The following is a 23,214-nucleotide window of genomic DNA, read 5'->3' as shown; positions in this document are numbered from 1 at the left end:
TTAAAGGTGGCGGCGCCGCCAAGAGGTGCAAGCCAACGCCCGGGCTTTAATGGGGCATTGATCCAGTTGGAGTTTGCGTTTTGGGGCATGGGGGTGTCAGGCCCATGCGGGGACGTCCTTGCCGCTAGAATGCCGCGAAAGGGTTAACAAAACCTGATACCACCGTGCGGTGGGGTAAGGTGGAGCTGGCTCCACCTTACGCCTTACGCCGCGGGCTTGCGCCGACGACGGGGTTTTCCGCCGTTGCCCGGCTTGCCGCCAGCCGCTGTTTTCGCGCGGTGATAGCCACCGCCTTTGTGCGCACGGGGCTTGCCCCCGCCGCCGCGACGACCACCGCCGCCACCGCGCTTGGGTGGGTCTTCTTCCATCGGCTCGGTGCCGCCTGCAACAGGGATGGTGAATTTCATCACCTTCTGGATCGCCCGCAGATAGCCGATTTCCTGCCCTGATACGAAGGCTACGGCCTGTCCATCAGCACCGGCACGCGCGGTCCGACCGATACGGTGCACGTAGTTTTCAGGCACTTCTGGCAGCTCGTAGTTATAAACGTATTTCACATCAGGGATGTCGATGCCGCGTGCGGCCACATCGGTGGCGACCATCACAGTGGCTTCACCTGTTTTGAAGGCTTTCAGCGCGCGGTCACGTTGGTTCTGGCTTTTGTTGCCGTGGATTGAAACGGCGGCAAAACCTTTGGCACACAGATGCTTCATCAGCTTTTCGCAGCCGTGTTTGGTACGGCCAAAGACGATGCTTTGTGCGCCTTCGGTATTGCCAAGCAATTCAACCAGCTTGTCCGCTTTTGCCGGACCCTGCACCCAATAGAGGCATTGTTCGATTTTATCGGCGGCTTTGCCGGGTGCGCTGACCTGGATGCGCTTGGGGGTGTTGAGGAACGCGCCAGCGAGTTCTTCCATCTGTTTGGACATCGTGGCCGAAAACAGCATGGTCTGGCGGGGCGTGCCAAGCAAAGGTGCGATTTTGCGCAGCGCATGGATGAAGCCCATGTCGAGCATCTGATCGGCCTCGTCCAGCACCAGCATTTTGGCGGTATCAAGGAACACAGCCTTGCGGTCGACCAGATCCATCAGACGGCCCGGGGTGGCCACAAGAATGTCGGACCCACGGCCCAGAAGGGCGATTTGGCGGTTGATGGACTGGCCACCGACAACCGAATGCACCTTGAGCGGCGTGCCAGCGACATAGACCTTCAGGTTGTCGCAGATCTGGTTCACCAACTCGCGGGTCGGGGCAAGGATCAGCGCCTTGACGGTTTTGGGTGCGGGTTTGCCCGTCTGTTCCATCAGCAGTTCTGCCATAGGCAGGCCGAAGGCGGCCGTTTTGCCTGTGCCCGTTTGGGCCAGACCCATCACGTCGATGCCCTGCAGCACCAGTGGAATGGCTTGGGCCTGGATTGGCGTGGCCTGATCGTAGCCCGCTTTTTTGATGTTTTGCATCAGCTTGGGGTTTAGCCCCAACATATTAAATTCGGTCAAGAAATGACCCTTTCACATATCAACGATGGTGCCCCGCACATCTTTGGCGGGGTCAGCAACGCGGTTGGCATTCTGTTTCTGACAGACGTGCGGATGCAAGCCTGCCGAACGAATGCTCTCGAACACCCCGCGTGAATTGGGAACTCTGGGATAGGCACTGATGTCGGGTGATTGCACCCTCCTGCTCACGCGGCAGACCATCAGCGGTTGATGTGCATATGGAGGAGATTGCGCCACAAGTCAATCTTTGGTGCTGCAATGCGGCGGTTGGTCCCTTTTCATGGGGCCGATTCCCTTGTAAGTGCGCCGCAGCCCCAGATGCGGGCAGATTTAGGAGAACATGAAAGATGGGTTATAATGTCGTCGTCGTAGGCGCCACTGGTAACGTGGGCCGCGAAATGCTGAACATCCTTGAGGAGCGTCAGTTCCCAATCGAGAAGATCGCCGTGCTTGCCAGCCGCCGTTCGCTCGGGACGGAAGTAAGCTTTGGCGACAAGACGTTGAAGACGCAGGATCTTGAGACGTTCGACTTTACGGGTTGGGACATGGCGCTGTTTGCTGTCGGGTCCGAAGCCACCAAGGTGCATGCGCCCAAAGCCGCCAAAGCGGGCTGCGTGGTCATCGATAACTCGTCGCTTTACCGCTATGATGAGCAGATCCCGCTAATCGTGCCCGAGGTGAACCCACAGGCGATCCACGACTACAAAAACAAGAACATTATCGCCAACCCCAACTGTTCTACCGCGCAGATGGTTGTAGCCCTCAAGCCGTTGCATGACCGCGCCAAGATCAAACGTGTTGTGGTCAGCACATATCAGTCCGTATCAGGTGCGGGTAAAAATGGGATGGACGAGCTGTGGGAACAGACCAAAGCCGTCTACAACCCCACAAAGGACGTGCCGCCAGAGGCGTTCCAAAAGCAGATTGCCTTCAACGTGATCCCGCAGATTGATGTGTTCATGGACAGCGGTGACACCAAAGAAGAATGGAAGATGGTCGCCGAAACGAAAAAGATCGTCGACCCTGCGATCAAGGTCACCGCGACCTGCGTGCGCGTGCCTGTGTTTGTTGGCCACTCGGAAGCGATCAACATCGAATTTGAGGATTTCCTTGATGAAGATGAAGCGCGTGACATCCTGCGCGAGGCCCCTGGTATCATGGTGATCGATAAGCGTGAACCTGGCGGCTATGTGACGCCTGTGGAATGTGCGGGCGACTTTGCGACGTTCATCAGCCGCGTGCGTCAGGACGTGACGATTGAGAACGGCCTGAACTTGTGGTGCGTGTCCGACAACCTGCGCAAAGGGGCTGCCCTGAACGCGGTGCAAATTGCAGAGCTTCTGGGCCGTGAGGTCCTTAAGAAAGCCTAAACGGGCAAGGATAGCGAATAGAAGGCGGCCTTTGATAGGGTCGCCTTTTTTCGTTAGACCCCGCCGCCTTTCATGACGATGCCAAGACCGCCGACAAACAGGGCTGCGAACAAAAAGCGATCTGCCGTCCAGCCGAGGAATGTGGCGCTAGGGCCAAAGCGGGTCCATGCCGCCATGGCGCCAAGAACGAGGGCGACCGCCAGAACGATATTGCTGAGCATCCGCTTAGAACCGTTCCGCGCGCAGGACTTCGCAGTCGCTGACGGTGACAACGCCCATATGCCGCTCAACCACTTTGAACGCAGCTTGCAGCAAATCATCCAGACGTTCGGGGCGTATGATGCAAACCACCTGCATCATGCCAGAGCGCCCCAACTGGCCTTCGCGCGACCACTGGCCCGATTTGCCCGACCCGCCCAGAACGGGCAGGATGGAAAAACCTGTGACACCAGCGGCGGCCAGCGCGTCTGTCAGGCGGCGCTCCATGGGGGCTTCGATGATGATTGCGACCCGTTTGGCCTTGTGGGTTTCCATTGGGCTATCCTCCGATAAAGGTGCTGGCCACCGCAAGATAAAGCGGAATGCCAAGGGTCAAGTTGAAGGGGAAAGTCACGCCAAGCGAGAGCGTCAGGTAGACCGCCGGGTCGGCTTCGGGAACGGCGACGCGCATCGCAGCTGGCACGGCGATATAGCTGGCCGATGCCGACAGCACCATAAGCAGAACCACACCGCCAAGTGACAGGCCAAGGATCAGTCCCGCGACCAGACCAATCATGCTCGAAATCAGTGGCATCAGGATGCCGAATGCCAAAAGGCCGATGGTGATCGTGCCGCGCGCATTGCGCAGGCCGCGCCCTGCCACCAGCCCCATATCCAACAGGAACAGACACAACACGCCCTTAAACGGGGCCACGATGAAGGGGCCAATTTCGCTCAGTCCCTTTTGTCCTGTCGCCGCACCGATCAGGAACGATCCAACCAGCAAGACGATCGAACCGTTCAAAAGGATTTCGCGCCACAGTCCTGCGTCCATGCGCCCGCCGTCAGACCCGCGGCTGATAAGCCACAGAGCAGAGAGGATGGCCGGCGCTTCCATCACGGCGGCAACGGCCACCATATAGCCTTCTGAGGCAATGCCCGAGCTTTGCAGGACAGAGGTGCCTGCAACAAAGGTGACAATGCTGATCGAGCCGTAGTGCGCTGCGACGGCGGCGGCGTTGACCGCATCAAGGCGCGACAGGATCCTGAGCAATAAAAATGCAATAAGCGGCAACACGAAAGACAGGACGCCGCCTGCAACAAGGGTCCAGATGAGTTTTGCGTCCAGCCCGTTGTCTGAAACGGCAACACCGCCTTTGAAACCGATGGCGAACAGAAGATAGATGGACAGGCCTTTCGCAACGGCCTCGGGGATTGTCAGCTCGGATCGGGCAAGGGCGGCAAAGAGCCCCAAGGCAAACGACAAAATGATTGGCGATAGCAGGTTGTTGGCAGCCAGAGCCAGAATTCCGTCCATGATAAGCCCTCGATGTTGCGTCTTTGCCCGTGCGTGTAAGCGCCAGCGATCAGGTATGCAATTTGTTTGGCCCGACTTGCACAAACCCTTCGCCGGGGATGAACGTTTCCAACCGGCCTTCTGCAATATCAATCCACAGCCCATGCAGGCTTAGACCGCCGCCCTTTGCCGCTTCGAGGATAAATGGAAATTGCTGGAGGTTTTCGAGGCTGACCTCAACGGCTTTCTTTTCCAAGGCGCGGGTGCGTTCCTTGTCGTCTTTGATGTCTTTCACGGCCTCATAGCCCGGGCGCAGAATATCCAGCCAACGGCCTACGAAGCTTTCTTTTTCTTCCAGCTTGGGCGCATGGCCTTCGCACATGGCCGCGCAGCCAGATACCCCGCCACAGTTGGAATGGCCCACAACAATCAGATGCGCGACTTTGAGTTCGGACACAGCGTATTCAACAGCCGCTGACGTGCCATGGTGATCGCCATCAGGTTCGTAAGGCGGCACCAGATTGGCGATATTGCGGTGAATGAAAAATTCGCCGGGATCTGCGCCAAACAAATCAGTGACCTGCACACGACTGTCACAACATGAAATCACCATAGCGCGGGGATGCTGACCCAGTTCGGCAAGCCTGCGATGCCAGACTTCGTTGTCGGCATACGTGGTGGCTTTCCAACCGACATATCGCTGCACAAGGTATTGAGGGAGCGGTTTGGACAAGGGCATCTGCGGCCTCCTTGGGATCAGCGTTTCCCCGCAATAGGCTGAATTTGAGTGAATTTCGAGTGATTTTTGCAAAGCGTGCGAAAGGATTTGGATACCATTTGCTGTCATCCCAAGGGACGCACGTGGGGGCGTGTGAACATAGTGGGGAAGATGGTGGAACAGGTTGTTGTATTGAGACACGTTGAAAATGCTGGGTTGGACCGTGATCGTTTGGCAGAGCTTTATGTTCAGTTGGGCGATAACGGGGCCGAGGGTGTGGTGTGCCGCGCGCTTGAAGAAATCTCTGCGCGTATCAACAGGATGGAGGCGCATTTCCGCGCCAATGAGCATGAGGCTTTGGCCAAAACGGCGCGCAGCCTGATTGCGATTGCCGAGCAAGTGGGAATGCACAAATTGTCACGCGTGGCGGCTGACTTTGGCGAGACATATGCGCGGCGCGACGAGGCCGCGATGGGCGCGACATTTGCAAGGTTGTTGCGCGTGGGCGAGGCATCATTGGACAGCATTTGGGACAGTGCGGAGGTTCCTGTCTAGCGCGGCTTGCAGTTGGCGCAACGACAGCTAGGGTGGCGTGACCCGCGACTTTGAGAAGGACCGCATCGATGCCCCTGGAATTTGCTGATCCCGCTGATCCCGCAATTGATTTGCATGTGATTGCCCCAGATGATCTGGAAGCCTGGCTTGGCAATCAAGGGGATGACGTTGCCACATGGGCGCAGGCCAACGGGTTTTCGGCCGGCTTTGGGCAAACACTGACCATGGCAGGCCCTGATGGCACACCTAAGTTGGCCCTGGTCGGTGCAGGTGGTGAAAAAGACCGCGCGCGTCAGCGCTTTGTTTCGGGAAATTTGCCAGCGGTCTTGCCAGCGGGGACTTATCGCTTGGTCAGTGATTTGGCGCCTGCGCAGGCAGATGAATTTGCATTGGGGTGGTTGTTGGGGCGTTATCGCTTTGATCGCTATGCCGCCCAAAGCGAGCCCCGCGCGGCCCTTATTGCGCCAGACGGGGTGGATGCAAAACGCATTGAAACAATCGCGGCGGGCGAGGCACTGACACGTGATTTGATCAACACTCCCACAGCTGACATGGGGCCGCCCGAGCTGGAAGCCGCGGCGCGTGATCTGGCCGAACAGCATGGCGCATCGGTCGAGGTGATCACGGGCTATGGTTTGATTGAACAGAACTTTCCGATGATCCATGCCGTGGGCCGCGCCAGCGCAACAGCGCCGCGTTTGATTGATTTGCGGTGGGGCGATGCGGGCCCCAAACTGACGCTGGTGGGCAAGGGCGTGTGCTTTGATACCGGTGGGTTGAACATCAAGCCTGCGGCATCGATGGGGCTTATGAAAAAGGATATGGGTGGATCTGCCACCGTTCTGGGCCTTGCGCATATGATCATGGAACTTGGGATGAAGATGCAACTGCGCGTGCTGATCCCTGCCGTTGAAAATGCCATCAGCGGCAATGCGTTTCGTCCGCAGGATATTTTGACCAGCCGCAAGGGTTTGACGGTCGAGATCAACAACACCGACGCGGAAGGGCGGCTGGTTCTGGCCGATGCGTTGGCCTATGCCGACGAAGACAAGCCTGATCTGATTATCTCTATGGCGACGCTGACAGGTGCTGCGCGTGTCGCTGTCGGGCCAGATCTTGCGCCGTTCTTTGCGCCCGATGATGCCACGGTGGCCGCGTTGAAAGCGGCAGGCCGGAAGGTGGCTGATCCGCTGTGGGAGCTACCCTTCTGGGACCCTTATGAGGCGATGATTGAACCGGGTATTGCGGATTTGGACAATGCGCCCAAAGGCGGCTTTGCAGGGTGCATCACGGCGGCTTTGTTCTTGCGCCGCTTCGTAGAGCAAACACCCTATGCGCATTTTGATATCTACGGCTGGCAGCCTGCGGCCGCCCCCGCGCGTCCCAAGGGAGGGGTGGGCCAAGCCGCGCGGGCGATCCTTGAAGCCTTGCCAGATGTTCTGAAGCTATGACCGACGCGCGTATTTCGCCCGTTCATGCCACGCAACCTGCCGGGGCGCCGCGTCGGGTGATGGTGCCTGTTGCGGATCTTTTGCGCGCGGCGGATGGGCCGCGGGACCGCCAGTTGCAGATGGGGGAAAGCGTAACGCCGTATCAGACCGTGCAGGGTATGACCTATGTGCAGGCGCAAAAAGATGGATACTGCGGTTTTGTACGATCAGATGTGCTGGAGGATGCGGCGGCCCCCACGCACATGGTGGCAAGCCGTGCGACACATGCCTATGGATTGGAAGATTTCAAATCGCGCGAGGTGATGAGCCTTGGGTTTGGGGCCAAGCTGACGGTGCTGGACGAGCGCAAAGCGTTTTACGAGACGCCACAGGGGTTTGTTCCGAAAAAGCATTTGCGGCCCTTGAACAAACCGTTTTCCGACCCCGCCACAGTTGCGCAATTACATTTCGGGACGCCGTATCTTTGGGGGGGGAATTCGGTCTTTGGGATCGATTGTTCTGGCTTGGTTCAAGCGGCGCTTGTGGCCTGCGATATTTCATGCCCGGGCGATAGTGATTTGCAGGAAGGGCAGCTTGGGGTGGCTTTGTCCCAAGAGGCTGCGTTACAGCGTGGCGATGTGATGTTCTGGAAAGGCCACGTTGGCATGATGGTTGATGCCGAAACGCTGATCCATGCGAATGCGCATCACATGGCGGTCAGCTATGAACCAATTGCAAATGCCATTGTCAGAATAGAGGCCCAAGGCGGCGGGGCCGTGACCGCGCGCAAGCGATTGGGCTAGTCGACCGCGCGTATCAGTTTGCGTTCAAGAACACCGAGGACAGGTTTTAGGTCGTGACCGCGCTTGAGGATTTGACCGTCCATGCCGATGACCGAATACATGCCTTGTTTCAGTCTGAGTTTGGGGCGCTTTTCGATGCGATAGAGCGGTTGTTCTGCGGTCCGTTTGAACACGGAAAAAACGGCAACATCCTTAAGCGCAGATATTCCGTAGTCGCGCCATTCGCCTGCGGCCACCATTCGCCCATAGAGCGACAGGATCATCGTGAGTTCGGTGCGATGAAACATCACCTGTTGTGATTGATGAGCGGGGAAGGGAATGGGTGCATTCATACCCCCACACTTGCTGCAATCCTCCCAAAAATCAAGAATGCCGCGAAAATGCCCCAGTGTGTCCCCGAATCTGTCATGGCGATCTGTCACTTACGCCGCATGGCGAAGTAAACGCTAGTTCCCGACGGGGCGGTTTTATAGCCCCCACCCAGTCCGTTCTGTCGGGGATGCGTTTGCTTCGCCTTACCTTAGCCGCACCATATCCCAAGAACGTTGCCTGCATTGTCGATATCCACATTTATGCGGCTGGGTAGGTAATCCATCGTGCGGATGCTGCGCAGGCTTAGAATGCGGGCGTTGCGGCCTTCTAAAGCGGGTCTCATTTTTTCGACGGAACTGCCAATAAATCCGGCCCATTGCGCGGGATCACAGCTATCTTCGACAGCGGGTTGCGGCTGCGGTGATGACATGGGCAGGTGTGCTTGGGACACGGCGGTGTCGTCAGGCGCGATAGGTGCGCATGCCAGGCAAAAGGGGACGAGCAAAGCTAGGGATAAGATTTTGAACATGCCAGAGTGTTCCGATTTCTGCCGCAAAACGCAAGGCGCGGGGCGTGTTATCCGCTATCCGCAGGAAAGCCGCGCAATGACATCGCTTTCGGTGACAATGATATTCAAGCGGGATGGAAGCAAATCTGCCGTGACCGGTTGATTGGGGCGGATCACGCGGACGGGTTGCAACATAAGGGTGGTTTGGGTCGTCTTGAGTGGCTGGCCAACGAACGGTGCAAGCCTTTGGGCGTTGCACGTGTCTTGCAGGGGCAGTGTTGGCGCGGGTGCGGGTGCATCAGGCAATGTGGCGCAGCCTGTTGCGAGGGCGAGGCACAGGAACGGGGCATATAATTTCATGCCTGCGATCTTGGTGCGCTGCATATCTATTTGCAAGTTGCATCGACGCTTTGCCTGACCCTAGTGTAGTACGAGCGATTGGGAGGAGTTTATCATGCGCACACGTGCCGCCGTTGCCACGCAAGCGGGCAAGCCACTGGAAATTATGGACGTGAACCTTGATGGCCCGCGTGCCGGCGAGGTGATGGTCGAGATCAAGGCGACCGGCATTTGCCATACAGATGAATTTACCCTGTCGGGTGCGGATCCCGAAGGGCTGTTTCCGGCCATCCTGGGGCATGAAGGCGCGGGGGTGGTTGTTGACGTGGGCGAAGGCGTCACCAGCCTGAAAAAAGGCGATCACGTGATCCCGCTTTATACGCCTGAATGTCGCGAGTGTGAGTATTGTCTGAACCCCAAAACGAACCTGTGTCAGTCCATTCGCAGCACCCAGGGTCAGGGATTGATGCCAGACGGGACCAGCCGTTTTACCACGCTCGATGGTGACCCCATCCTGCATTACATGGGATGTTCGACCTTTGCCAATCATACGGTTTTGCCCGAGATTGCCTTGGCCAAGGTCCGTGAAGATGCGCCGTTTGACAAGATTTGCTACATCGGTTGCGGTGTGACCACGGGCATCGGGGCGGTGATCAATACCGCCAAAGCCGAAATCGGCAGCCGCGCGATTGTGTTTGGTCTTGGAGGGATCGGGCTGAACGTGATTCAGGGGCTGCGGCTTGCAGGTGCAGATCAGATTGTGGGTGTCGATATCAACCCGAGCAAAGTGGACATGGCCACGCGTTTTGGGATGACCGATTTTGTGAACCCCGCCGAGGTGGATGGCGATCTGGTGGCCTACCTTGTGAACCTGACCAAGGGCGGTGCGGATTACACCTTTGACGCCACGGGCAATGTGGATGTAATGCGCACTGCGTTGGAAAGTGCGCATAAGGGGTGGGGGGAAAGCATCATCATCGGTGTGGCCCCTGCAGGTGCCGAGATAAGCACGCGGCCATTTCAACTGGTGACGGGGCGATCATGGCGTGGCACGGCCTTTGGTGGCGCGCGCGGACGCACGGATGTGCCACAGATCGTCGATTGGTATATGGACGGTAAGATCGAGATTGATCCGATGATCACGCATACAATGGGTTTGGATGACATCAACCACGGGTTCGACCTGATGCATCAGGGCAAATCCATTCGTTCGGTTGTCGTGTATTAAGCGCCGTAACGCGCCAGAAACAGATCGACTGCGCCGTTCGCAATGCGGTCGATCTGATCTTCGCTGACGCTGTCTTGCAGGCCAAACAAAAGCTTTTCATGCAATTCGGCTTGGCACAGTTGGGGCAGTTGGAAAGCCGCGAGTTCAATATCGCCAATCACAAGATCACCTTTGTCCACGGCGTGGCGCAGGTAGAACACGATCTTTTCGTGGCCGTCGAGCGGACCATTGCAATAAAACTGACGGCCCAATTCGGGAAAGCGCGTGGATTCTGCCACAGCGATACGGAACATCGCGAGGCCAAAATCGGAGTAGAAAAACCGCATCATGGTTTTGCAGGCGGTCAGCAGGACGTCGCGCGGCGGGGCCGACATATCGATGGAGTCGAGTGTATCGGCCGCGATGCGACGACATTCGTTCTGGGCGACTTCCATGAACAAAACGCGTTTGTCGGCAAAATAGCTATAGAGTGTGGCTTTGGACACTTGGGCTTCGCGTGCGATATCATCGACGCTTGCACCTTCAAATCCATCACGCAAAAAGACGCGCGTGGCACCTTCGATGACCTGATCGTGCTTGCGTCCTTTTTTGACCGACGGTGCTTCTATGTTCATGATGCCCCCAACCCTACGCTTTTGAATATAAACAGAACCGTTCATTTTTCACAATAGAAAGCGAGGGCCACCCTTGGGGCAGCCCTCTGGGGGGATTGCGGAATTAGTCCTGGTTTTGCTGAACCGTCATGCGGGCCAATTCGGTTTTGGAATAGGTGCCGCATTGTTCAGCACGAAGAGACAAGGCTTTTTCCATCTGGGTGCAGCTTGCCTCAATGTTTTTCGTGCTGAAGGTCGGGGCCGTTTTTTCGCTGATCGTAACTGCGTAGTTCGATGGCACCTGCGCGAAGCCGGTATTGAGGCTTGAGCCTGCGATGGCGGGTGCAGTGGTGACGACAACAGCGGCTGAAAGCGCGGTGAGGAGGATGCGGGAGTTCATCATATCTTCCTTTTGTAAGTGAACTGAATTGTTTAGATGATCCATAACTAAACAGTACGGTTTAGATATCAAGCCCAAAGTGAACCGCTTTGTTCATTTTTGCCATTTACAGCTTCGAGAGGACGGTTTTTGAGTCTGTGCCACGCGCCTTTGTCGTGATAAGCCCGCGCATATGTTGGATATTTTCCTGAAAACCTTACCGTTTTTTGCGATCATCGCTTTGGGCTATGCGGCGGCAAAGCGGCAGTTCTTTTCCGCGGAAGCCACAGCATATCTTACAAAATTCGTGTTCTACTTTGCGCTGTCGGCGATGCTTTTCCGGTTTTCGGCGAACCTGTCTTTGGCTGATATCATAGATTGGCCCTTCATCGGCGCGTACCTGTGGGGGACAATGGTTGTCTATCTTTTGGCGACGATGGTGGGCCTGTTTCGGTGGCGTGGTGTTGAGGAATCGGCGGTCGAAGCGCAATGCGCTGTCATTGGGAATGTGGGATTTTTGGGTATCCCGATGCTTGTTTTGTTGCTTGGAGCGGAAGCGATTGGCCCTGTGATGCTTGTGCTGGCAGTGGATTTAATCGTCTTTGGGTCTTTGATCGTGATTTTGATCACGGGGTCGCGCGACGGGCGGATGAGCTTGGGAATTTTGGGAACCGTCGGGCTTGGGCTGTTGAAGAACCCCATGATCGTTTCGATCAGTCTGGGATTGATCTGGTCGTCTACGGGCGTGCCCCTTCCTGGCCCTGTGAATGAATTTGTCACGATTTTGGGGGGTGCTGCGACGCCTGGGGCCTTGTTTGCCATCGGCGCTTCGCTTGCCGATAAATCCGCCGAGAAGATCAGCGTGGCTGGCTGGCTTTCGTTTTGCAAACTGGTCTTGCACCCCGCGGCTGTCGCAATCGGATGTTTGGTCTTGTTCCCCGTTGATCCCTATCCTGCGGCAGTGATGATTGCCTGCGCTGCGCTGCCTGTGGCGGGCAACGTCTATATTCTTGCACAACACTACGGCGTGGCGCCTGCGCGTGTGTCGGCTTCGATTCTGATCTCAACCGCCGTATCGGTCTTGACGGTTTCGCTTGTGATTGCTTGGGTCACCGCACACCTTTTACAAGGATTATCATGATGAAAACCGTTTCCGAAAACCGCGCCTTTGATGGCACCCAAGGTGTTTACACACATGCCTCTGATGCCTGTGGATGTGATATGACATTCGGGCTGTTTTTGCCCGAAGAGGCGCAATATGGCTCTGTGCCTGTCTTGACCTATCTGTCCGGCCTGACCTGCACCCATGCCAACGCGATGGAAAAGTCGGGGGCCCAACGGTGGGCGGCGGAAGCGGGCATTGCGCTGGTGTTTCCAGACACCAGTCCACGCGGCGAAGATGTGCCTGACGATGATGCCTATGATCTTGGCAAAGGCGCGGGCTTTTACGTGAATGCAACCCAAGCGCCTTGGAACACGCATTTCAAAATGTGGGACTATATTACGCGTGATCTGCCAGCGGCTCTTGCGGAATTCCCGCTGGATATGGAACGCCAAGCCATCACAGGCCATTCGATGGGGGGGCATGGTGCCCTGACCATTGGCATGACCTTGCCAGAGCGCTTTCGCAGCATTTCCGCCTTTGCGCCCATTGCCCATCCGACTGCAAGTGACTGGGGCAAAAAGCAGTTGTCTGCCTATCTGGGTGATGCCGATTGGGACGCCCATGACGGCACGCTTTTGATGCAGGGTGTGGGTTTTGATGGACCTGTGCTGATCGATCAGGGCGCATCGGATCAGTTTCTTAATCTGCTGCAGCCCGAAAGCTTGGCCCACGCCATGGCAGAACGCCGTCAGGACGGGGTGTTCCGGATGCAGAAGGGATATGACCACTCCTACTATTTTGTCGCAAGCTTTATGGAAGATCACATCGCATTTCATGCCGAGGCATTGCTGGCGTGATCTATGTAGATGCAGATGCCTGCCCGGTGAAGGCCGAGGTTGAGCGCGTTGGCACGCGTCACAGTTTGCGAATGTATATTGTCAGTAACGGTGGCTTGCGCCCTTCACAAAACCCGTTGGTTGAAAATGTCATTGTGCCCGATGGCCCCGATGTGGCGGATATGTGGATCGCGGATCGCGCGACAAAGGGAGATGTGGTGGTTACGGGCGATATCCCTTTGGCGGCCAAATGCGTTGAAGCAGGGGCGCGGGTGATCAAACACAATGGCGAGGTTCTGGATACGCGCAACATTGGTCAGGTCTTGGCCACGCGCGATTTGATGAGCGACTTGCGGGCGGCTGATCCCTTTCGGCAAGGGGGTGGAAAGCCGTTTTCAAAGGCGGATCGTTCCCGTTTTCTTGACGGGTTGGAACGGGCCGTGCGTGCCGCCAAAGGAGATGTGACATGAGTGTGGATGCAGTTGTTTTCGACATCGGAAATGTCTTGATAGAATGGCAACCAGAACGGTTTTTTGACGCCGTGATCGGCCCCGAGCGGCGCAAGGCAATGTTTGCCGAGGTGGATTTGCACGGTATGAACGACCGCGTTGATCGGGGCGAGGGGTTTCGCGATGTCATCTACGCCGAGGCCGAAAAATACCCCGATTGGCGCGACGAAATCCGCATTTGGCATGACCGTTGGATTGAGATGGCGGCCCCTGTGATTGATCGCTCTGTGCGGCTGCAGACTGCGCTGCGCAACAAAGGTGTGCCTGTGTTCTCGCTTACGAATTTCGGTGTCGAAAGCTTTGCCTATGCCAGCACCCATTATCCGTTTTTGCAGAACTTTGACCGACAATATGTGAGTGGTCATATGAAATGCATCAAACCGGATGCACAGATTTATCAGATGCTTGAAGATGACTGCGATGTTGCGCCAGAGCGGCTTTTGTTTACCGACGACCGGCATGACAATATCGCCGTTGCCAAAGCACGCGGGTGGCAAACACATCTGTTTGACGGCCCTGATGGATGGGCGGCCCGTCTTGTGGGCGAAGGTCTGCTGACGGCTGAGGAGGCCGCCTGACATGGTGCAGATGATCCCGTTTGAAGCGGAAGAAAAGCTGGATTGGCTATCGCTGACAGATGCCTTGTCGGCGGGGCATGCGCGGCCAAAAGCAGAGATTGGCGATACGTTTTTATATCGCGGCGATGACACGCTGCTTAGTCGTGCTGCATGGATCGACGGGATGGGGTCGCTTGTCAAAACAGCGACGATTTTCCCGTCGGCCACGCCTTCGGTGAATGGGGGCGTGAACCTGTATTCCGACACTGATGGCACGCTTGAGGCGATCATCGATTTTCATCTGGTGACCAAGTGGAAAACCTGCGGTGACAGCCTGTTGGCCGCACGCCTGTTGGCGCGACCCGATAGCGATACAATTCTGATTGTTGGCGCTGGCACCGTCGCAAAGGGGGTGCGCGAGGCGTATGGCGCATTGTTTCCCAAGGCGCGGTTTTTGATATGGAACCGCACTACGGCGCGTGCCGAAGCGCTGGCACAGCAGTTTGCCAATACCGAAGTGGTGGATGATCTTAAGCAGGCCGTTGGCCGTGCCGATATTGTGACAAGTGCCACGATGCGCACAGAGCCTCTTTTGGATGGGGCGTGGTTCAAAGAAGGGCAGCATATTGATTTGATCGGCGCCTACCGCCCCGACATGCGCGAAGCGAACGATGCAGCGCTTGTGCGCGCGCGTGTCTTTGTAGACAGCTTTGATACGACCATTGGGCATATCGGCGAGATTAATATCCCGCTTGAACAAGGCACCCTGCAACGGGCCGATTTGATCGCGGATTATTATGATCTGCCGCATTTCAAGCGCAACAGCGAGGACGAGATCACGCTGTTCAAGAACGGTGGTGGCGCCCATCTGGACCTGATGACAAGCCGCTACATTCTGGATGCGTGGAGCGCATAGCGCATGGGTTGGTTTATTGCTTTTTTGGTTCTGTTGGGTGTGCCGTTTGGGTTAGAGCTGCGTCGCACCCGCGTTGATGACAAACTGCGTGCAGACACAATGAGCGCAGGCCAGTTTGTAAAGCTGGCCAAAGGTGTCACGCATTATCGTTTGGACGGGCCAACAGGTGGGCCTGTCATCGTGGCGATCCACGGTTTGACCACGCCAAGTTATATCTGGAGCGCGATAACACCGCTTCTGACCCGCGCGGGCTATTGTGTTCTGAGTTATGATTTGTTCGGGCGGGGCCTTTCGGACCGTGCAAGTGGTGCACAGGATGAAACGTTTTTTGTCACGCAGTTGCATGGCCTTCTTGAGGCGCTTGAAATCCGTACACCTGTTGTCCTTCTGGGCTACTCCTTGGGGGGCATGATTGCTGTCGATTTTGCCGCTAAATACCCATCGCGTGCACGGGCCGTGGTTCTGCTGTGTCCTGCGGGATTGGGCTATGTCGCCAGCACGTTCGAAGCCTTTATCACGCGCACACCGATTTTGGGGGATTGGTTGATGCGGCTGACCTTTGAGACCCGCATGCGCCGCGCGTTGGCAGAACAATCCGACGGGCAGGTGAGCGGTATTCAAAAGGCCAAGGCGGTTGAGCTGACGCGGCGTGGGTTTTGCGACGCCGTTCTTTCAGCGCAGCGGCATATGCTGACGCGCGATCAAAGCGAGGCGCACCGACAGCTTCAAAAACGCGGGGTTCCTGTGGGTGCGCTTTGGGCAGAGCTGGACACGGTCATTCCATTGCAGGCCATGGGACGGCTGGCCCAGATCAACCGCGAGGCCACGCAAGAGATGGTTGAGCTTGCCAGTCACAACCTGCCACACACCCACGCGCAGGAAGTGGCGCAGATGGTGCATGATGTTATTACGCGTTCTCAGCGGAAGCGGTCCGAACACGCGCCCGAGGTTGATGAAATCTGACAAGCGCGGCGCAGTGCAGCTTCGTATTTCGCGTCGCTTTGCGCGACAAACCCGTCTGTGCGCAGATATTCAGCGGCAACCATATAGCACCCCCAAGCCGCCCCATCATCACACATGCGCCGGTAGGTCTGGAATTGGCATTTGGCGGATGCAGCCGCTTTGGGCGCTTGGTTGGCCCAAGAGCCGTTCTTGACGGTGGCACCTGCATTCACGCAGGCGTTTGCATCGCCAAGGGCACATCCCGCGATATAAAGGGAGTAGGTCCGCTCGCCGTCTCCGGTTAGGCCACCATTTTCGATCACTTGTGCCACGTCAAAGCAGGCGTTGTCGTCGCCGAGATTGCACTGCTCCAGACACAGCTTGGGGTTGGTTGTGCAATCTGTTCCCGACGCGCCAAGGCTTGGCTTTTTGTCATAGACCGCGATGGGGCAAATCTGCGGGACATTGCCCAACAGCGGATCGGCGGCGACCAGCCTGACAACGCGTTCTGCGTCTCTTTGGGCCTTTGCATCGTTTGTTTTGGGGCTTTGCGCCGGTTGGCACGCCAGCACCAAAGGAAGTAAAAGCAAGGGGAAAAAGCGCATTGGGTCAGGCCATTTGTTGTTTCGGCAGCGGGCGTTCCTTGATGGGAAGATGGACAATCGCACTGAATGCACCAACGCCGACACCGACCCACCAGACAAGGTTGTAGTCACCGTAGACATCATAAAGCGCTCCGCCAAGCCATACGCCAATAAAGCTGCCCATTTGATGGCTGAAAAACACGATGCCATAGAGTGTTCCCATATAGCGCAGCCCGTAGATATGCGCGACCAAGCCACTGGTCAGCGGCACAGTGGCCAGCCAAAGAGACCCCATGACAACAGAGAATATGATCACAGTTGTGGGTGTGATCGGGAATATTATGAACAGGGCAGCAGCAATGGTGCGGCCTGTGTAAATCCCTGCCAGCAGGTATTTCTTGGAATACCGTTTGCCAGCCCATCCCGCCAAAAGCGTTCCTGCGATATTTGCGGCACCGATCAGCGAAATGGCAATCGCACCCAGAGCAGAGGTAGAGGTGATGCCCATGTTGTGCAGCATACTGCCTGCAACAATCGGGCCACACATCTCGGTGATCATGGCGGGGAAATGTGCGGTAATGAAAGCCAGTTGATACCCGCAAGAAAAGAAGCCAAGGAAAATCAGCGTATAGCTAGGGTCACGAAAGGCTTTGCCGAGGATCTGGCCCATCGACTCTTCCAGCTCTGCCTTCGATACAGGTTCGGGGCTTTTCATCATGGGCAGGCAGGCCAGCGTGGCCAAGACAAGCCCCGCAAAAACAACAAATACCATCTGCCAGGACATCATCGTCAAAAGGTATTCTGCCAGAGGCGCGCCAAAGATTTGGCCTGCGCTACCTGCCGCCGTTGCAATCGCAAGCGCCATTGATCTGTTGTCATCACTGGCGGCGCGCCCCACAACGGCCAGGATTACGCCAAAGCCTGTGCCGGCGATGCCAAAACCGACGAGCCAGGCATAGGCTTGGTGTTCCAGCGGGGTTACGGAATTGGCAGACAGCAACAGGCCTGCTGCATAAATAAAAGCGCCTAAAATGATGGCTTTTCGGTCTGTCAGCTTTTCTGCGATGGCACCAAAAATCGGCTGGCCGATACCCCATGCAAGGTTCTGGATGGCGATGGCGAGGCTGAATTCGGTGCGCAGCCATCCGAATTCTTCGGCGATAGGAATTTGAAAGACGCCAAAGCTGGCCCGCACAGCGAAGCTGACCATGATGATAATGCAACCTGCTACCAGAACAGGCGTCACAAGGGGGGCGCGGGATTGATCCATGCGGCGACATTGATATGGGTCGCCACGTTCGTCAATTCAGGAGTTTTGATGATCCAGTGAAGCGGTGCTTATTCGGGTTGCTGTATCTGGTCGATCAGTTGTTGCGCCAGATCGCCCAAGACGGGAATGAAATCAATCTGACTGAGCAAATACACAAGGACCGAGACAACAACCGTCGCCCCAAGCACTGAGCCAAGTCCGAAAAACAGACCACGCGCAAATTGGAAGGCAAGCAAGCGGAGGATCGAATTATGCACCGTTACAAAACGATGCTGGTTCAGTTTCTCAAGCTCTGCGCTTAGTTTCTCTAAATCTTTATCCATAGCGTCAGATTGCGGCGTGCCTCTGGAAATTGCAAACGTGTCGGGCTAGTCGAAGATATGAGTTTGGCACAAACATATCATGATCAGGTCGCGTCGGGCATTTTGCATGCGGATCCTGCGCAAGAACGGGTGATGCCCGAGTTTGATCGCATCGCGGACGGTTTGGCGCAGCCTGCCAAAAAAGGGTTTTTTCGCAAAGCGCCTGACCCCATAAAAGGTCTCTATCTTTGGGGCGGGGTTGGACGGGGCAAATCCATGTTGATGGATATGTTCGTTGCCCATTTGCAGGTGCCTGTTCGCCGCGTGCATTTCCATGCCTTTATGCAAGAGATACACGCGGCAATGCACGACGCCCGCCAGCAAGGTGTGGATGACGCGATTACCCCTGTTGCAGATGCAGTTATCGCCGATGTGCGCTGCCTTGCTTTTGACGAGATGCAGATCACCGATATCACGGATGCCATGATTGTCGGGCGTCTGTTCGAGAAGTTGTTTGCAGCCGGCATTGTCGTGGTTACGACATCGAACCGTGTGCCAGATGACCTTTATAAGGACGGCTTGAACCGCGATTTGTTTGTTCCGTTTATTGAAATGATCAAAGAGCGGATGGTGGTCCATGAACTGGTGTCGCCCAAAGACTACCGCCAAGACCGCATTGCAGGATCGCCAACGTATTTTACCCCGATCAATGCGCAAGCCCGCCGCCAGATTGACGACGTCTGGACCGATTTCACGCATGGGCAGGGCGCGCCGCTCATGCTGCGGGTCAAGGGGCGCGATGTGGTGATCCCTGCCTTTCACAATGGGGTGGCACGGGCATCGTTTTATGACCTGTGTGGCAAACCCTTGGGGGCGGCGGATTATCTTGCCTTGGCTGAAACGGTCAAGGTGTTGGTGCTAGAAGATATCCCGAGCCTCGGGCGCAGCAATTTCAATGAAGCGAAACGCTTTGTGACGTTGATTGACGCGCTTTATGAGGCGCAAATTCGCCTGATCTGTTCTGCCGCGGCCAGCCCCGAGATGCTTTATCTTGAAGGCGAGGGAACCTTTGAGTTTGAGCGCACCGCCAGCCGCCTGCGCGAAATGCAAGCAGAGGACTGGGCAAAAAAGTAGGGGTCCCGAAGGACCCCTTAAGTTTTGCTCGATGGCTTATAGTTTGCCTGTTTTATTATACCGATGGGATAAGAAGCTTTTGCCCGATAAAAATCTGATCGGGTGACGTAAGCGTGTCCCTATTTGCTTGGAAAATCTCTATGTATGCAGAGGGGCTTCCGTAAAACTGAAGTGAAATATAGGCGAGGCTATCGCCTGGTTTGACCGTGTAGTAGCGCGCGCCGTTGATTGCGGTGGTTTGTGCGATTGAAGATTTGAATGCCTGTTCGCGCAGGTTTCGCGCGGCGTCTTGTTCGCGTTTGTTGCCTGCTTCAAGGGACTGTTGCACCACGGCCAGCAGCAATGTGTTTCTATCCAGATCGCCTGCTTCCGTATCAAGCCCTTCAGGCACGGTGAGCGCCCCGTTCGATGCAGCCTGCGCGATCAGGGATTTCGCATTTTCCATATCGAAACTGCCGTCTGTCGATGTCAGCGCAAGCCGGTCATCGTCTGTTGTGCCCACTTCAAGCACGCCCGACAGAACCCCCTGTTTAAGAGCGGTCAATGAGCTCTGCTCAAGAATAGTTTCGGGTTGAGGCGGCTTGAATGCGGGCTTGTCTTCTACAACGATCAAGGCTGTTGCGGCAGATTGCAGGTCCAGCCCATTGATCAGCGACGATACATCGGTCGTAGGGGCTTCTGCGCGTGTCACTTCGGGACTGGCGGTCTCGGGCATAGATGTTTCGGCCAGCGGCGCCGTTTGGCCGCCTGTCAGTTTGACGATCTGGTAGGTCACAGCGCCACCCACAACGAAGGAAAATGCCCCAATAGCCAGCAGCATTGGCAAATAGTTCGGCGCGGCTGGTTTATTCGCGGTTGTCATGACGGTTGTTCCTGAGTTGTCAGGCCAAGCGCAGTCCAAACCTGCATGCCGCCGCGGTAATATTTAATCTTTTCAGCGGGGTAGCCCGCATCGAGCAAATTGTTGATCATGCGTTGTGCATCGGTGGTGCCAGGGCCTGCATCAAAAACAACGAGGTCCATTGCGTCCGAAAAGTTCAGGGTATCGCCCAGAGCGCGAGCGCCCAATGCAAGCAGAATGTCCTGGCGGAAGGGGTTTTCCGCCTCCATCGTTGGCAAAGGCACGTTAACAGATGCTGGAATAAACCCGATTGAACGGTTCTCAGGCAGACGTGCGTCAACAATCAAGCCAGAGCCGTTCGCAACGGCTTGGGTCATAAAGGTCATGACATCCAGTTCGCCGATTGTATCTACGCCGTCGGCGGCCACCATCGGGCTAAGGCATTTGCCTTCGCAGCTGAGATCGGGGGCGCTGAAACGGGCAACCGCTTCCAGGTTCACTTGCGCCGCACGCGTGATCGTAAAATCCTGACCATTAAAATTAAAAGAAGTTTGATCAGCTTGCGCCTGAGCAAATAGTGCCGTCCCGCTGACCGCAATCACAGATGCCCCAAAATAAAGGCTGCGTTTCATAATACCGTCCCCCAGTTCGCAAATACCAGATATGGTTCGCTTGGATGGCAGTCCTCGCAAAATTTGCAACTGGCACAACATATAGAGGCAGAACGAATCGCTCGTCAAAGGGTTTTCGAATCACCGATTCGTTTTTCTGGGAAAAAACGACGGTTCAGCCGTTTTCGCGTAAAATTGCACCAGCAAGGTAGAGAGACCCGCAGATTAAGACCCGGGCCGTGGGAGTTTTTGCGGTGATAGCGCGCAAAGCATCCTGTGCCGAGCGGGCGGTCGTGCTGTGAAGGCCGACACTTTGTGCGGCTTTTGCGGTTTCCCCTGCGGGTAGGGTGTTCACCTCGTCGGGGATGGTAATGGCTGTGAGTGTATCCGCAACCTCTGCCAGAGGCGCCATGAAGCCAGCGATGTCTTTGGTGTTGAGCATTCCGCAAATGAGGTGCGTTGGCCGTGCAGGGAGTTTTTTGATCAAAGCGGCCAGCGCCCTGCCTGCTGCGGGGTTATGACCCCCGTCCAGCCAAACCTCGGCCTCGCCAGCGGCCTCAACCAAAGGGCCGTGGCGCAGCCTTTGCATGCGCGCAGGCCAGCTGACGTTTTCCATTGCGGCGGCGCAGGCCGCTTCATCAAAGCCCAGATGGCGCAAAGCCATCAGCGCCGCGCCTGCATTCTGCACTTGGTGGGCGCCTTGCAGCGCGGGCAGAGGCAAATCGAGCAGGCCATTTTCATCCTGGAACACCAGTCGGTCCCGTTCTTGCCAAACATGCCAGTGCTGGCCGTGGGCGAAAACGGGGGCGCCCAGTGTTTCGGCGCGGCGTTCGATCACCTCTAGCGCTGCATCATGTTGCGGGCCGACGATCACCGGGATGCCGCGCTTGATGATGCCCGCCTTTTCGCCAGCGATCTGTTCGATCGTATCGCCAAGGAATTGCTGATGGTCCAGATCGACCGGCGTGATGATTGTAACGGCGGGGTCGGACACGACATTGGTGGCATCAAGACGGCCGCCAAGTCCGACTTCCAGCAAGGTGAAATCTGCGGATGTGCGTGCAAAGGCAAGCAGGGCTGCGACGGTCGTAATCTCAAAGTATGTTATGTTTTCGCCATCATTGGCGGCGTAACAGACATCCAGTATTTCCGTCAGATCGGCTTCGGAAATCAACTCTCCTGCAAGGCGGATGCGTTCGTGGAACCGTGCAAGGTGGGGGCTTGTGTAGGCGTGAACCGACTTGCCCGCCCCTTCAAGACCTGCGCGGATCATCGCTTGGGTTGAGCCTTTCCCGTTGGTGCCCGCGATATGGATCACGGGGGGCAGGCGGTCTTGCGGGTTATCAAGTGCGCCAAGCAAGCGCCAAACACGATCCAGCGTCAGGTCAATGATTTTTGGGTGAAGCGCCATCATCCTTTGCAGAATGACGTCCGAGGTGTTCGGGCTCACGTCTCTTTGGTCTGTTCTACAGGTGCGTCAGGCGCAGGCAAATCACCTTTGACGGGAGCTTCCTGGCGCATAAGCATCCGCGTGATCGAGATCAATTCTTCTTTCATCTGCGTGCGTGATGTCACGCGGTCCAACATCCCGTGTTCCAGCAGATACTCAGCGCGTTGAAATCCTTCGGGAAGCTTTTCGCGGATTGTTTGTTCGATCACGCGCGGACCTGCAAAACAGATCAGCGCGTTTGGTTCGGCAATATGGACATCGCCAAGCATGGCGTAGCTGGCTGTGACACCGCCTGTGGTGGGGTGGGTCAGCACAACAATATAAGGCAGACCCTCTTCCTTGAGCATTTGCAGCGCGACTGTCGTGCGCGGCATTTGCATCAACGAAAGAATACCTTCCTGCATCCGTGCACCGCCGGCGGCGGAAAACAAAATGAGCGGGCGCTTCAATTCAACAGCGCGTTCCGCTGCCGCAATGATGGCATTGCCGACATACATGCCCATCGATCCCGCCATGAACGAGAAGTCCTGACAGGCAGCAACAATCGGTGTGCGGCCCATTTCGCCTTCGACCACCAACATGGCTTCTTTTTCGCCAGTTGCTTTCGTTGCGGCCTTCATACGGTCGGCGTAGCGTTTTTGGTCTTTGAAGTGCAAAGGGTCGGCCACGGGTTCAGGGACATCAACCTCGACAAAGATGCCACCATCAAACAGGGCTTTGAACCGATCACGCGGGGTGATTCCCATGTGATGATTACACTGTGTGCATACGTTCAGGTTGTCCGACAATTCACGGTGAAACAGCATGGTGCCGCATTCATCGCATTTGTGCCAAAGGTTCTCGGGCACTTCACGGCGCGAGAAGATCGAATTGATCGTCGGACGGACGTAGTTTGAAATCCAGTTCATGGGTTTTCCCTGCTAACGTTAGG

30 protein-coding genes are annotated in these 23,214 nt (G+C 56.3%); 13 read left to right on the top strand and 17 right to left on the bottom strand.

The features are described from left to right. Positions 1-203: 203 nt before the first annotated feature. A complete protein-coding gene (locus L1065_RS06930; protein WP_237094740.1) occupies positions 204-1,496 on the bottom strand; it encodes a DEAD/DEAH box helicase in 1,293 nt (430 codons plus the stop codon). A 3-nt stretch (positions 1,497-1,499) separates the two neighbouring features. Between L1065_RS06930 and L1065_RS15825 the strand changes: the two genes are divergently transcribed. Further along, the gene (locus L1065_RS15825) at positions 1,500-1,631 is read left to right on the top strand and encodes a hypothetical protein (RefSeq protein ID WP_255766194.1); all 132 of its coding nucleotides are present in this window, start codon (positions 1,500-1,502) and stop codon (positions 1,629-1,631) included. Positions 1,632-1,843: 212 nt separating this feature from the next. Next, on the top strand, positions 1,844-2,866 hold the full coding sequence (locus L1065_RS06925; protein WP_237094739.1) for an aspartate-semialdehyde dehydrogenase: 1,023 nt from the start codon (positions 1,844-1,846) through the stop codon (positions 2,864-2,866). 53 nt (positions 2,867-2,919) lie between these two features. Here L1065_RS06925 and L1065_RS06920 read toward each other — a convergent pair whose 3' ends face one another. The 4 genes from L1065_RS06920 to L1065_RS06905 are packed head-to-tail and all read right to left on the bottom strand — an operon-like array spanning position 2,920 to position 5,100. Further along, positions 2,920-3,087 carry a hypothetical protein gene (locus L1065_RS06920; RefSeq protein ID WP_237094738.1) on the bottom strand — a complete coding sequence of 56 codons (168 nt, stop codon included), beginning with the start codon at positions 3,085-3,087 and terminating at the stop codon, positions 2,920-2,922. Positions 3,088-3,091: 4 nt separating this feature from the next. Beyond that, positions 3,092-3,400, bottom strand: a complete 309-nt coding sequence (locus L1065_RS06915) for a transcriptional regulator (RefSeq protein ID WP_237094737.1) — start codon at positions 3,398-3,400, stop codon at positions 3,092-3,094. 4 nt (positions 3,401-3,404) lie between these two features. Continuing rightward, the gene (locus L1065_RS06910; protein WP_237094736.1) at positions 3,405-4,382 is read right to left on the bottom strand and encodes a sodium-dependent bicarbonate transport family permease; all 978 of its coding nucleotides are present in this window, start codon (positions 4,380-4,382) and stop codon (positions 3,405-3,407) included. Positions 4,383-4,431: 49 nt separating this feature from the next. Continuing rightward, a complete protein-coding gene (locus L1065_RS06905; RefSeq protein ID WP_237094735.1) occupies positions 4,432-5,100 on the bottom strand; it encodes a carbonic anhydrase in 669 nt (222 codons plus the stop codon). Between the two features lie 195 nt (positions 5,101-5,295). Between L1065_RS06905 and L1065_RS06900 the strand changes: the two genes are divergently transcribed. From L1065_RS06900 to L1065_RS06890, 3 genes are all read left to right on the top strand, one after another. Further along, the gene (locus L1065_RS06900; protein ID WP_237094734.1) at positions 5,296-5,634 is read left to right on the top strand and encodes a hypothetical protein; all 339 of its coding nucleotides are present in this window, start codon (positions 5,296-5,298) and stop codon (positions 5,632-5,634) included. A 68-nt stretch (positions 5,635-5,702) separates the two neighbouring features. Then, positions 5,703-7,085 (top strand): M17 family metallopeptidase, encoded by a 1,383-nt coding sequence (locus tag L1065_RS06895; protein WP_237094733.1) that lies wholly within the window; start codon positions 5,703-5,705, stop codon positions 7,083-7,085. After that, positions 7,082-7,867: a C40 family peptidase gene (locus tag L1065_RS06890; protein WP_237094732.1), complete on the top strand. Its 786-nt coding sequence runs from the start codon at positions 7,082-7,084 to the stop codon at positions 7,865-7,867. The genes L1065_RS06895 and L1065_RS06890 overlap by 4 nt, the downstream gene beginning before the upstream one ends. On the opposite strand, the gene L1065_RS06885 is transcribed toward L1065_RS06890, so the two are convergent. The 3 genes from L1065_RS06885 to L1065_RS06880 form a co-directional block, all read right to left on the bottom strand. Beyond that, a complete protein-coding gene (locus L1065_RS06885) occupies positions 7,864-8,199 on the bottom strand; it encodes a DUF2794 domain-containing protein (RefSeq protein WP_237094731.1) in 336 nt (111 codons plus the stop codon). The two genes, L1065_RS06890 and L1065_RS06885, sit on opposite strands and share 4 nt — an antisense overlap. 188 nt (positions 8,200-8,387) lie before the next feature. Next, on the bottom strand, positions 8,388-8,522 hold the full coding sequence (locus L1065_RS15820; RefSeq protein WP_255766188.1) for an I78 family peptidase inhibitor: 135 nt from the start codon (positions 8,520-8,522) through the stop codon (positions 8,388-8,390). Between the two features lie 240 nt (positions 8,523-8,762). After that, on the bottom strand, positions 8,763-9,071 hold the full coding sequence (locus L1065_RS06880) for an I78 family peptidase inhibitor (protein WP_237094730.1): 309 nt from the start codon (positions 9,069-9,071) through the stop codon (positions 8,763-8,765). 70 nt (positions 9,072-9,141) lie between these two features. On the opposite strand from L1065_RS06880, the gene L1065_RS06875 reads away from it, so the two are divergent. Next, complete coding sequence (locus L1065_RS06875; protein ID WP_237094729.1) at positions 9,142-10,254, top strand: S-(hydroxymethyl)glutathione dehydrogenase/class III alcohol dehydrogenase; 1,113 nt, start codon at positions 9,142-9,144, stop codon at positions 10,252-10,254. Here L1065_RS06875 and L1065_RS06870 read toward each other — a convergent pair. Both L1065_RS06870 and L1065_RS06865 read right to left on the bottom strand, forming a co-directional pair. Further along, entirely contained in the window at positions 10,251-10,868 is a 618-nt protein-coding gene (locus L1065_RS06870) for a TetR/AcrR family transcriptional regulator (RefSeq protein ID WP_237094728.1), read from the bottom strand. The two genes, L1065_RS06875 and L1065_RS06870, sit on opposite strands and share 4 nt — an antisense overlap. Positions 10,869-10,971: 103 nt before the next feature. Continuing rightward, positions 10,972-11,247 (bottom strand): hypothetical protein, encoded by a 276-nt coding sequence (locus tag L1065_RS06865; protein ID WP_237094727.1) that lies wholly within the window; start codon positions 11,245-11,247, stop codon positions 10,972-10,974. 172 nt (positions 11,248-11,419) lie between these two features. On the opposite strand from L1065_RS06865, the gene L1065_RS06860 reads away from it, so the two are divergent. The 6 genes from L1065_RS06860 to L1065_RS06835 are packed head-to-tail and all read left to right on the top strand — an operon-like array spanning position 11,420 to position 16,112. Then, a complete protein-coding gene (locus L1065_RS06860; protein WP_237094726.1) occupies positions 11,420-12,367 on the top strand; it encodes an AEC family transporter in 948 nt (315 codons plus the stop codon). Then, complete coding sequence (fghA, locus tag L1065_RS06855) at positions 12,367-13,188, top strand: S-formylglutathione hydrolase (protein WP_237094725.1); 822 nt, start codon at positions 12,367-12,369, stop codon at positions 13,186-13,188. Before L1065_RS06860 ends, fghA begins: the two co-directional genes overlap by 1 nt. Next, on the top strand, positions 13,185-13,637 hold the full coding sequence (locus tag L1065_RS06850) for a YaiI/YqxD family protein (RefSeq protein WP_237094724.1): 453 nt from the start codon (positions 13,185-13,187) through the stop codon (positions 13,635-13,637). Before fghA ends, L1065_RS06850 begins: the two co-directional genes overlap by 4 nt. Beyond that, positions 13,634-14,254 (top strand): HAD family phosphatase, encoded by a 621-nt coding sequence (locus L1065_RS06845; protein WP_237094723.1) that lies wholly within the window; start codon positions 13,634-13,636, stop codon positions 14,252-14,254. Before L1065_RS06850 ends, L1065_RS06845 begins: the two co-directional genes overlap by 4 nt. Before the next feature lies 1 nt (position 14,255). Continuing rightward, positions 14,256-15,149 (top strand): ornithine cyclodeaminase family protein, encoded by an 894-nt coding sequence (locus tag L1065_RS06840; protein ID WP_237094722.1) that lies wholly within the window; start codon positions 14,256-14,258, stop codon positions 15,147-15,149. Between the two features lie 3 nt (positions 15,150-15,152). Then, complete coding sequence (locus tag L1065_RS06835; protein WP_237094721.1) at positions 15,153-16,112, top strand: alpha/beta fold hydrolase; 960 nt, start codon at positions 15,153-15,155, stop codon at positions 16,110-16,112. Here the strand turns inward: L1065_RS06835 and L1065_RS06830 are convergent. The 3 genes from L1065_RS06830 to L1065_RS06820 all read right to left on the bottom strand — a co-directional run bounded on the left by L1065_RS06830 (position 16,067) and on the right by L1065_RS06820 (position 18,268). Beyond that, complete coding sequence (locus tag L1065_RS06830; protein WP_237094720.1) at positions 16,067-16,696, bottom strand: hypothetical protein; 630 nt, start codon at positions 16,694-16,696, stop codon at positions 16,067-16,069. The genes L1065_RS06835 and L1065_RS06830 overlap by 46 nt on opposite strands. A gap of 4 nt (positions 16,697-16,700) precedes the next feature. Continuing rightward, positions 16,701-17,945, bottom strand: coding sequence for an MFS transporter (locus L1065_RS06825; protein ID WP_237094719.1), 1,245 nt, complete (start codon positions 17,943-17,945; stop codon positions 16,701-16,703). Between the two features lie 68 nt (positions 17,946-18,013). After that, on the bottom strand, positions 18,014-18,268 hold the full coding sequence (locus L1065_RS06820) for a DUF5665 domain-containing protein (RefSeq protein ID WP_237094718.1): 255 nt from the start codon (positions 18,266-18,268) through the stop codon (positions 18,014-18,016). Positions 18,269-18,325: 57 nt separating this feature from the next. Here L1065_RS06820 and zapE point away from each other — a divergent pair, with 57 nt between their 5' ends. Then, entirely contained in the window at positions 18,326-19,381 is a 1,056-nt protein-coding gene (gene zapE, locus L1065_RS06815) for a cell division protein ZapE (protein WP_237094717.1), read from the top strand. Positions 19,382-19,436: 55 nt separating this feature from the next. On the opposite strand, the gene L1065_RS06810 is transcribed toward zapE, so the two are convergent. The 4 genes from L1065_RS06810 to accD all read right to left on the bottom strand — a co-directional run bounded on the left by L1065_RS06810 (position 19,437) and on the right by accD (position 23,191). Then, positions 19,437-20,243: a LysM peptidoglycan-binding domain-containing protein gene (locus L1065_RS06810; protein WP_237094716.1), complete on the bottom strand. Its 807-nt coding sequence runs from the start codon at positions 20,241-20,243 to the stop codon at positions 19,437-19,439. Further along, the gene (locus L1065_RS06805) at positions 20,240-20,854 is read right to left on the bottom strand and encodes a rhodanese-like domain-containing protein (protein ID WP_237094715.1); all 615 of its coding nucleotides are present in this window, start codon (positions 20,852-20,854) and stop codon (positions 20,240-20,242) included. The genes L1065_RS06810 and L1065_RS06805 overlap by 4 nt, the downstream gene beginning before the upstream one ends. Before the next feature lie 154 nt (positions 20,855-21,008). Beyond that, positions 21,009-22,244, bottom strand: a complete 1,236-nt coding sequence (locus L1065_RS06800) for a folylpolyglutamate synthase/dihydrofolate synthase family protein (protein ID WP_237094714.1) — start codon at positions 22,242-22,244, stop codon at positions 21,009-21,011. A 35-nt stretch (positions 22,245-22,279) separates the two neighbouring features. Continuing rightward, complete coding sequence (gene accD, locus L1065_RS06795; RefSeq protein WP_237094713.1) at positions 22,280-23,191, bottom strand: acetyl-CoA carboxylase, carboxyltransferase subunit beta; 912 nt, start codon at positions 23,189-23,191, stop codon at positions 22,280-22,282. Between the last annotated feature and the right edge of the window lie 23 nt (positions 23,192-23,214).

Origin of the sequence: Nereida sp. MMG025 (assembly GCF_021654165.1) — a bacterium.
In the GTDB taxonomy this organism is placed as follows: Bacteria; Pseudomonadota; Alphaproteobacteria; order Rhodobacterales; family Rhodobacteraceae; genus Nereida.
The sequence above is the reverse complement of the archived record's forward strand: the minus strand, read 5'-3'. Positions and strand labels throughout refer to the sequence as shown.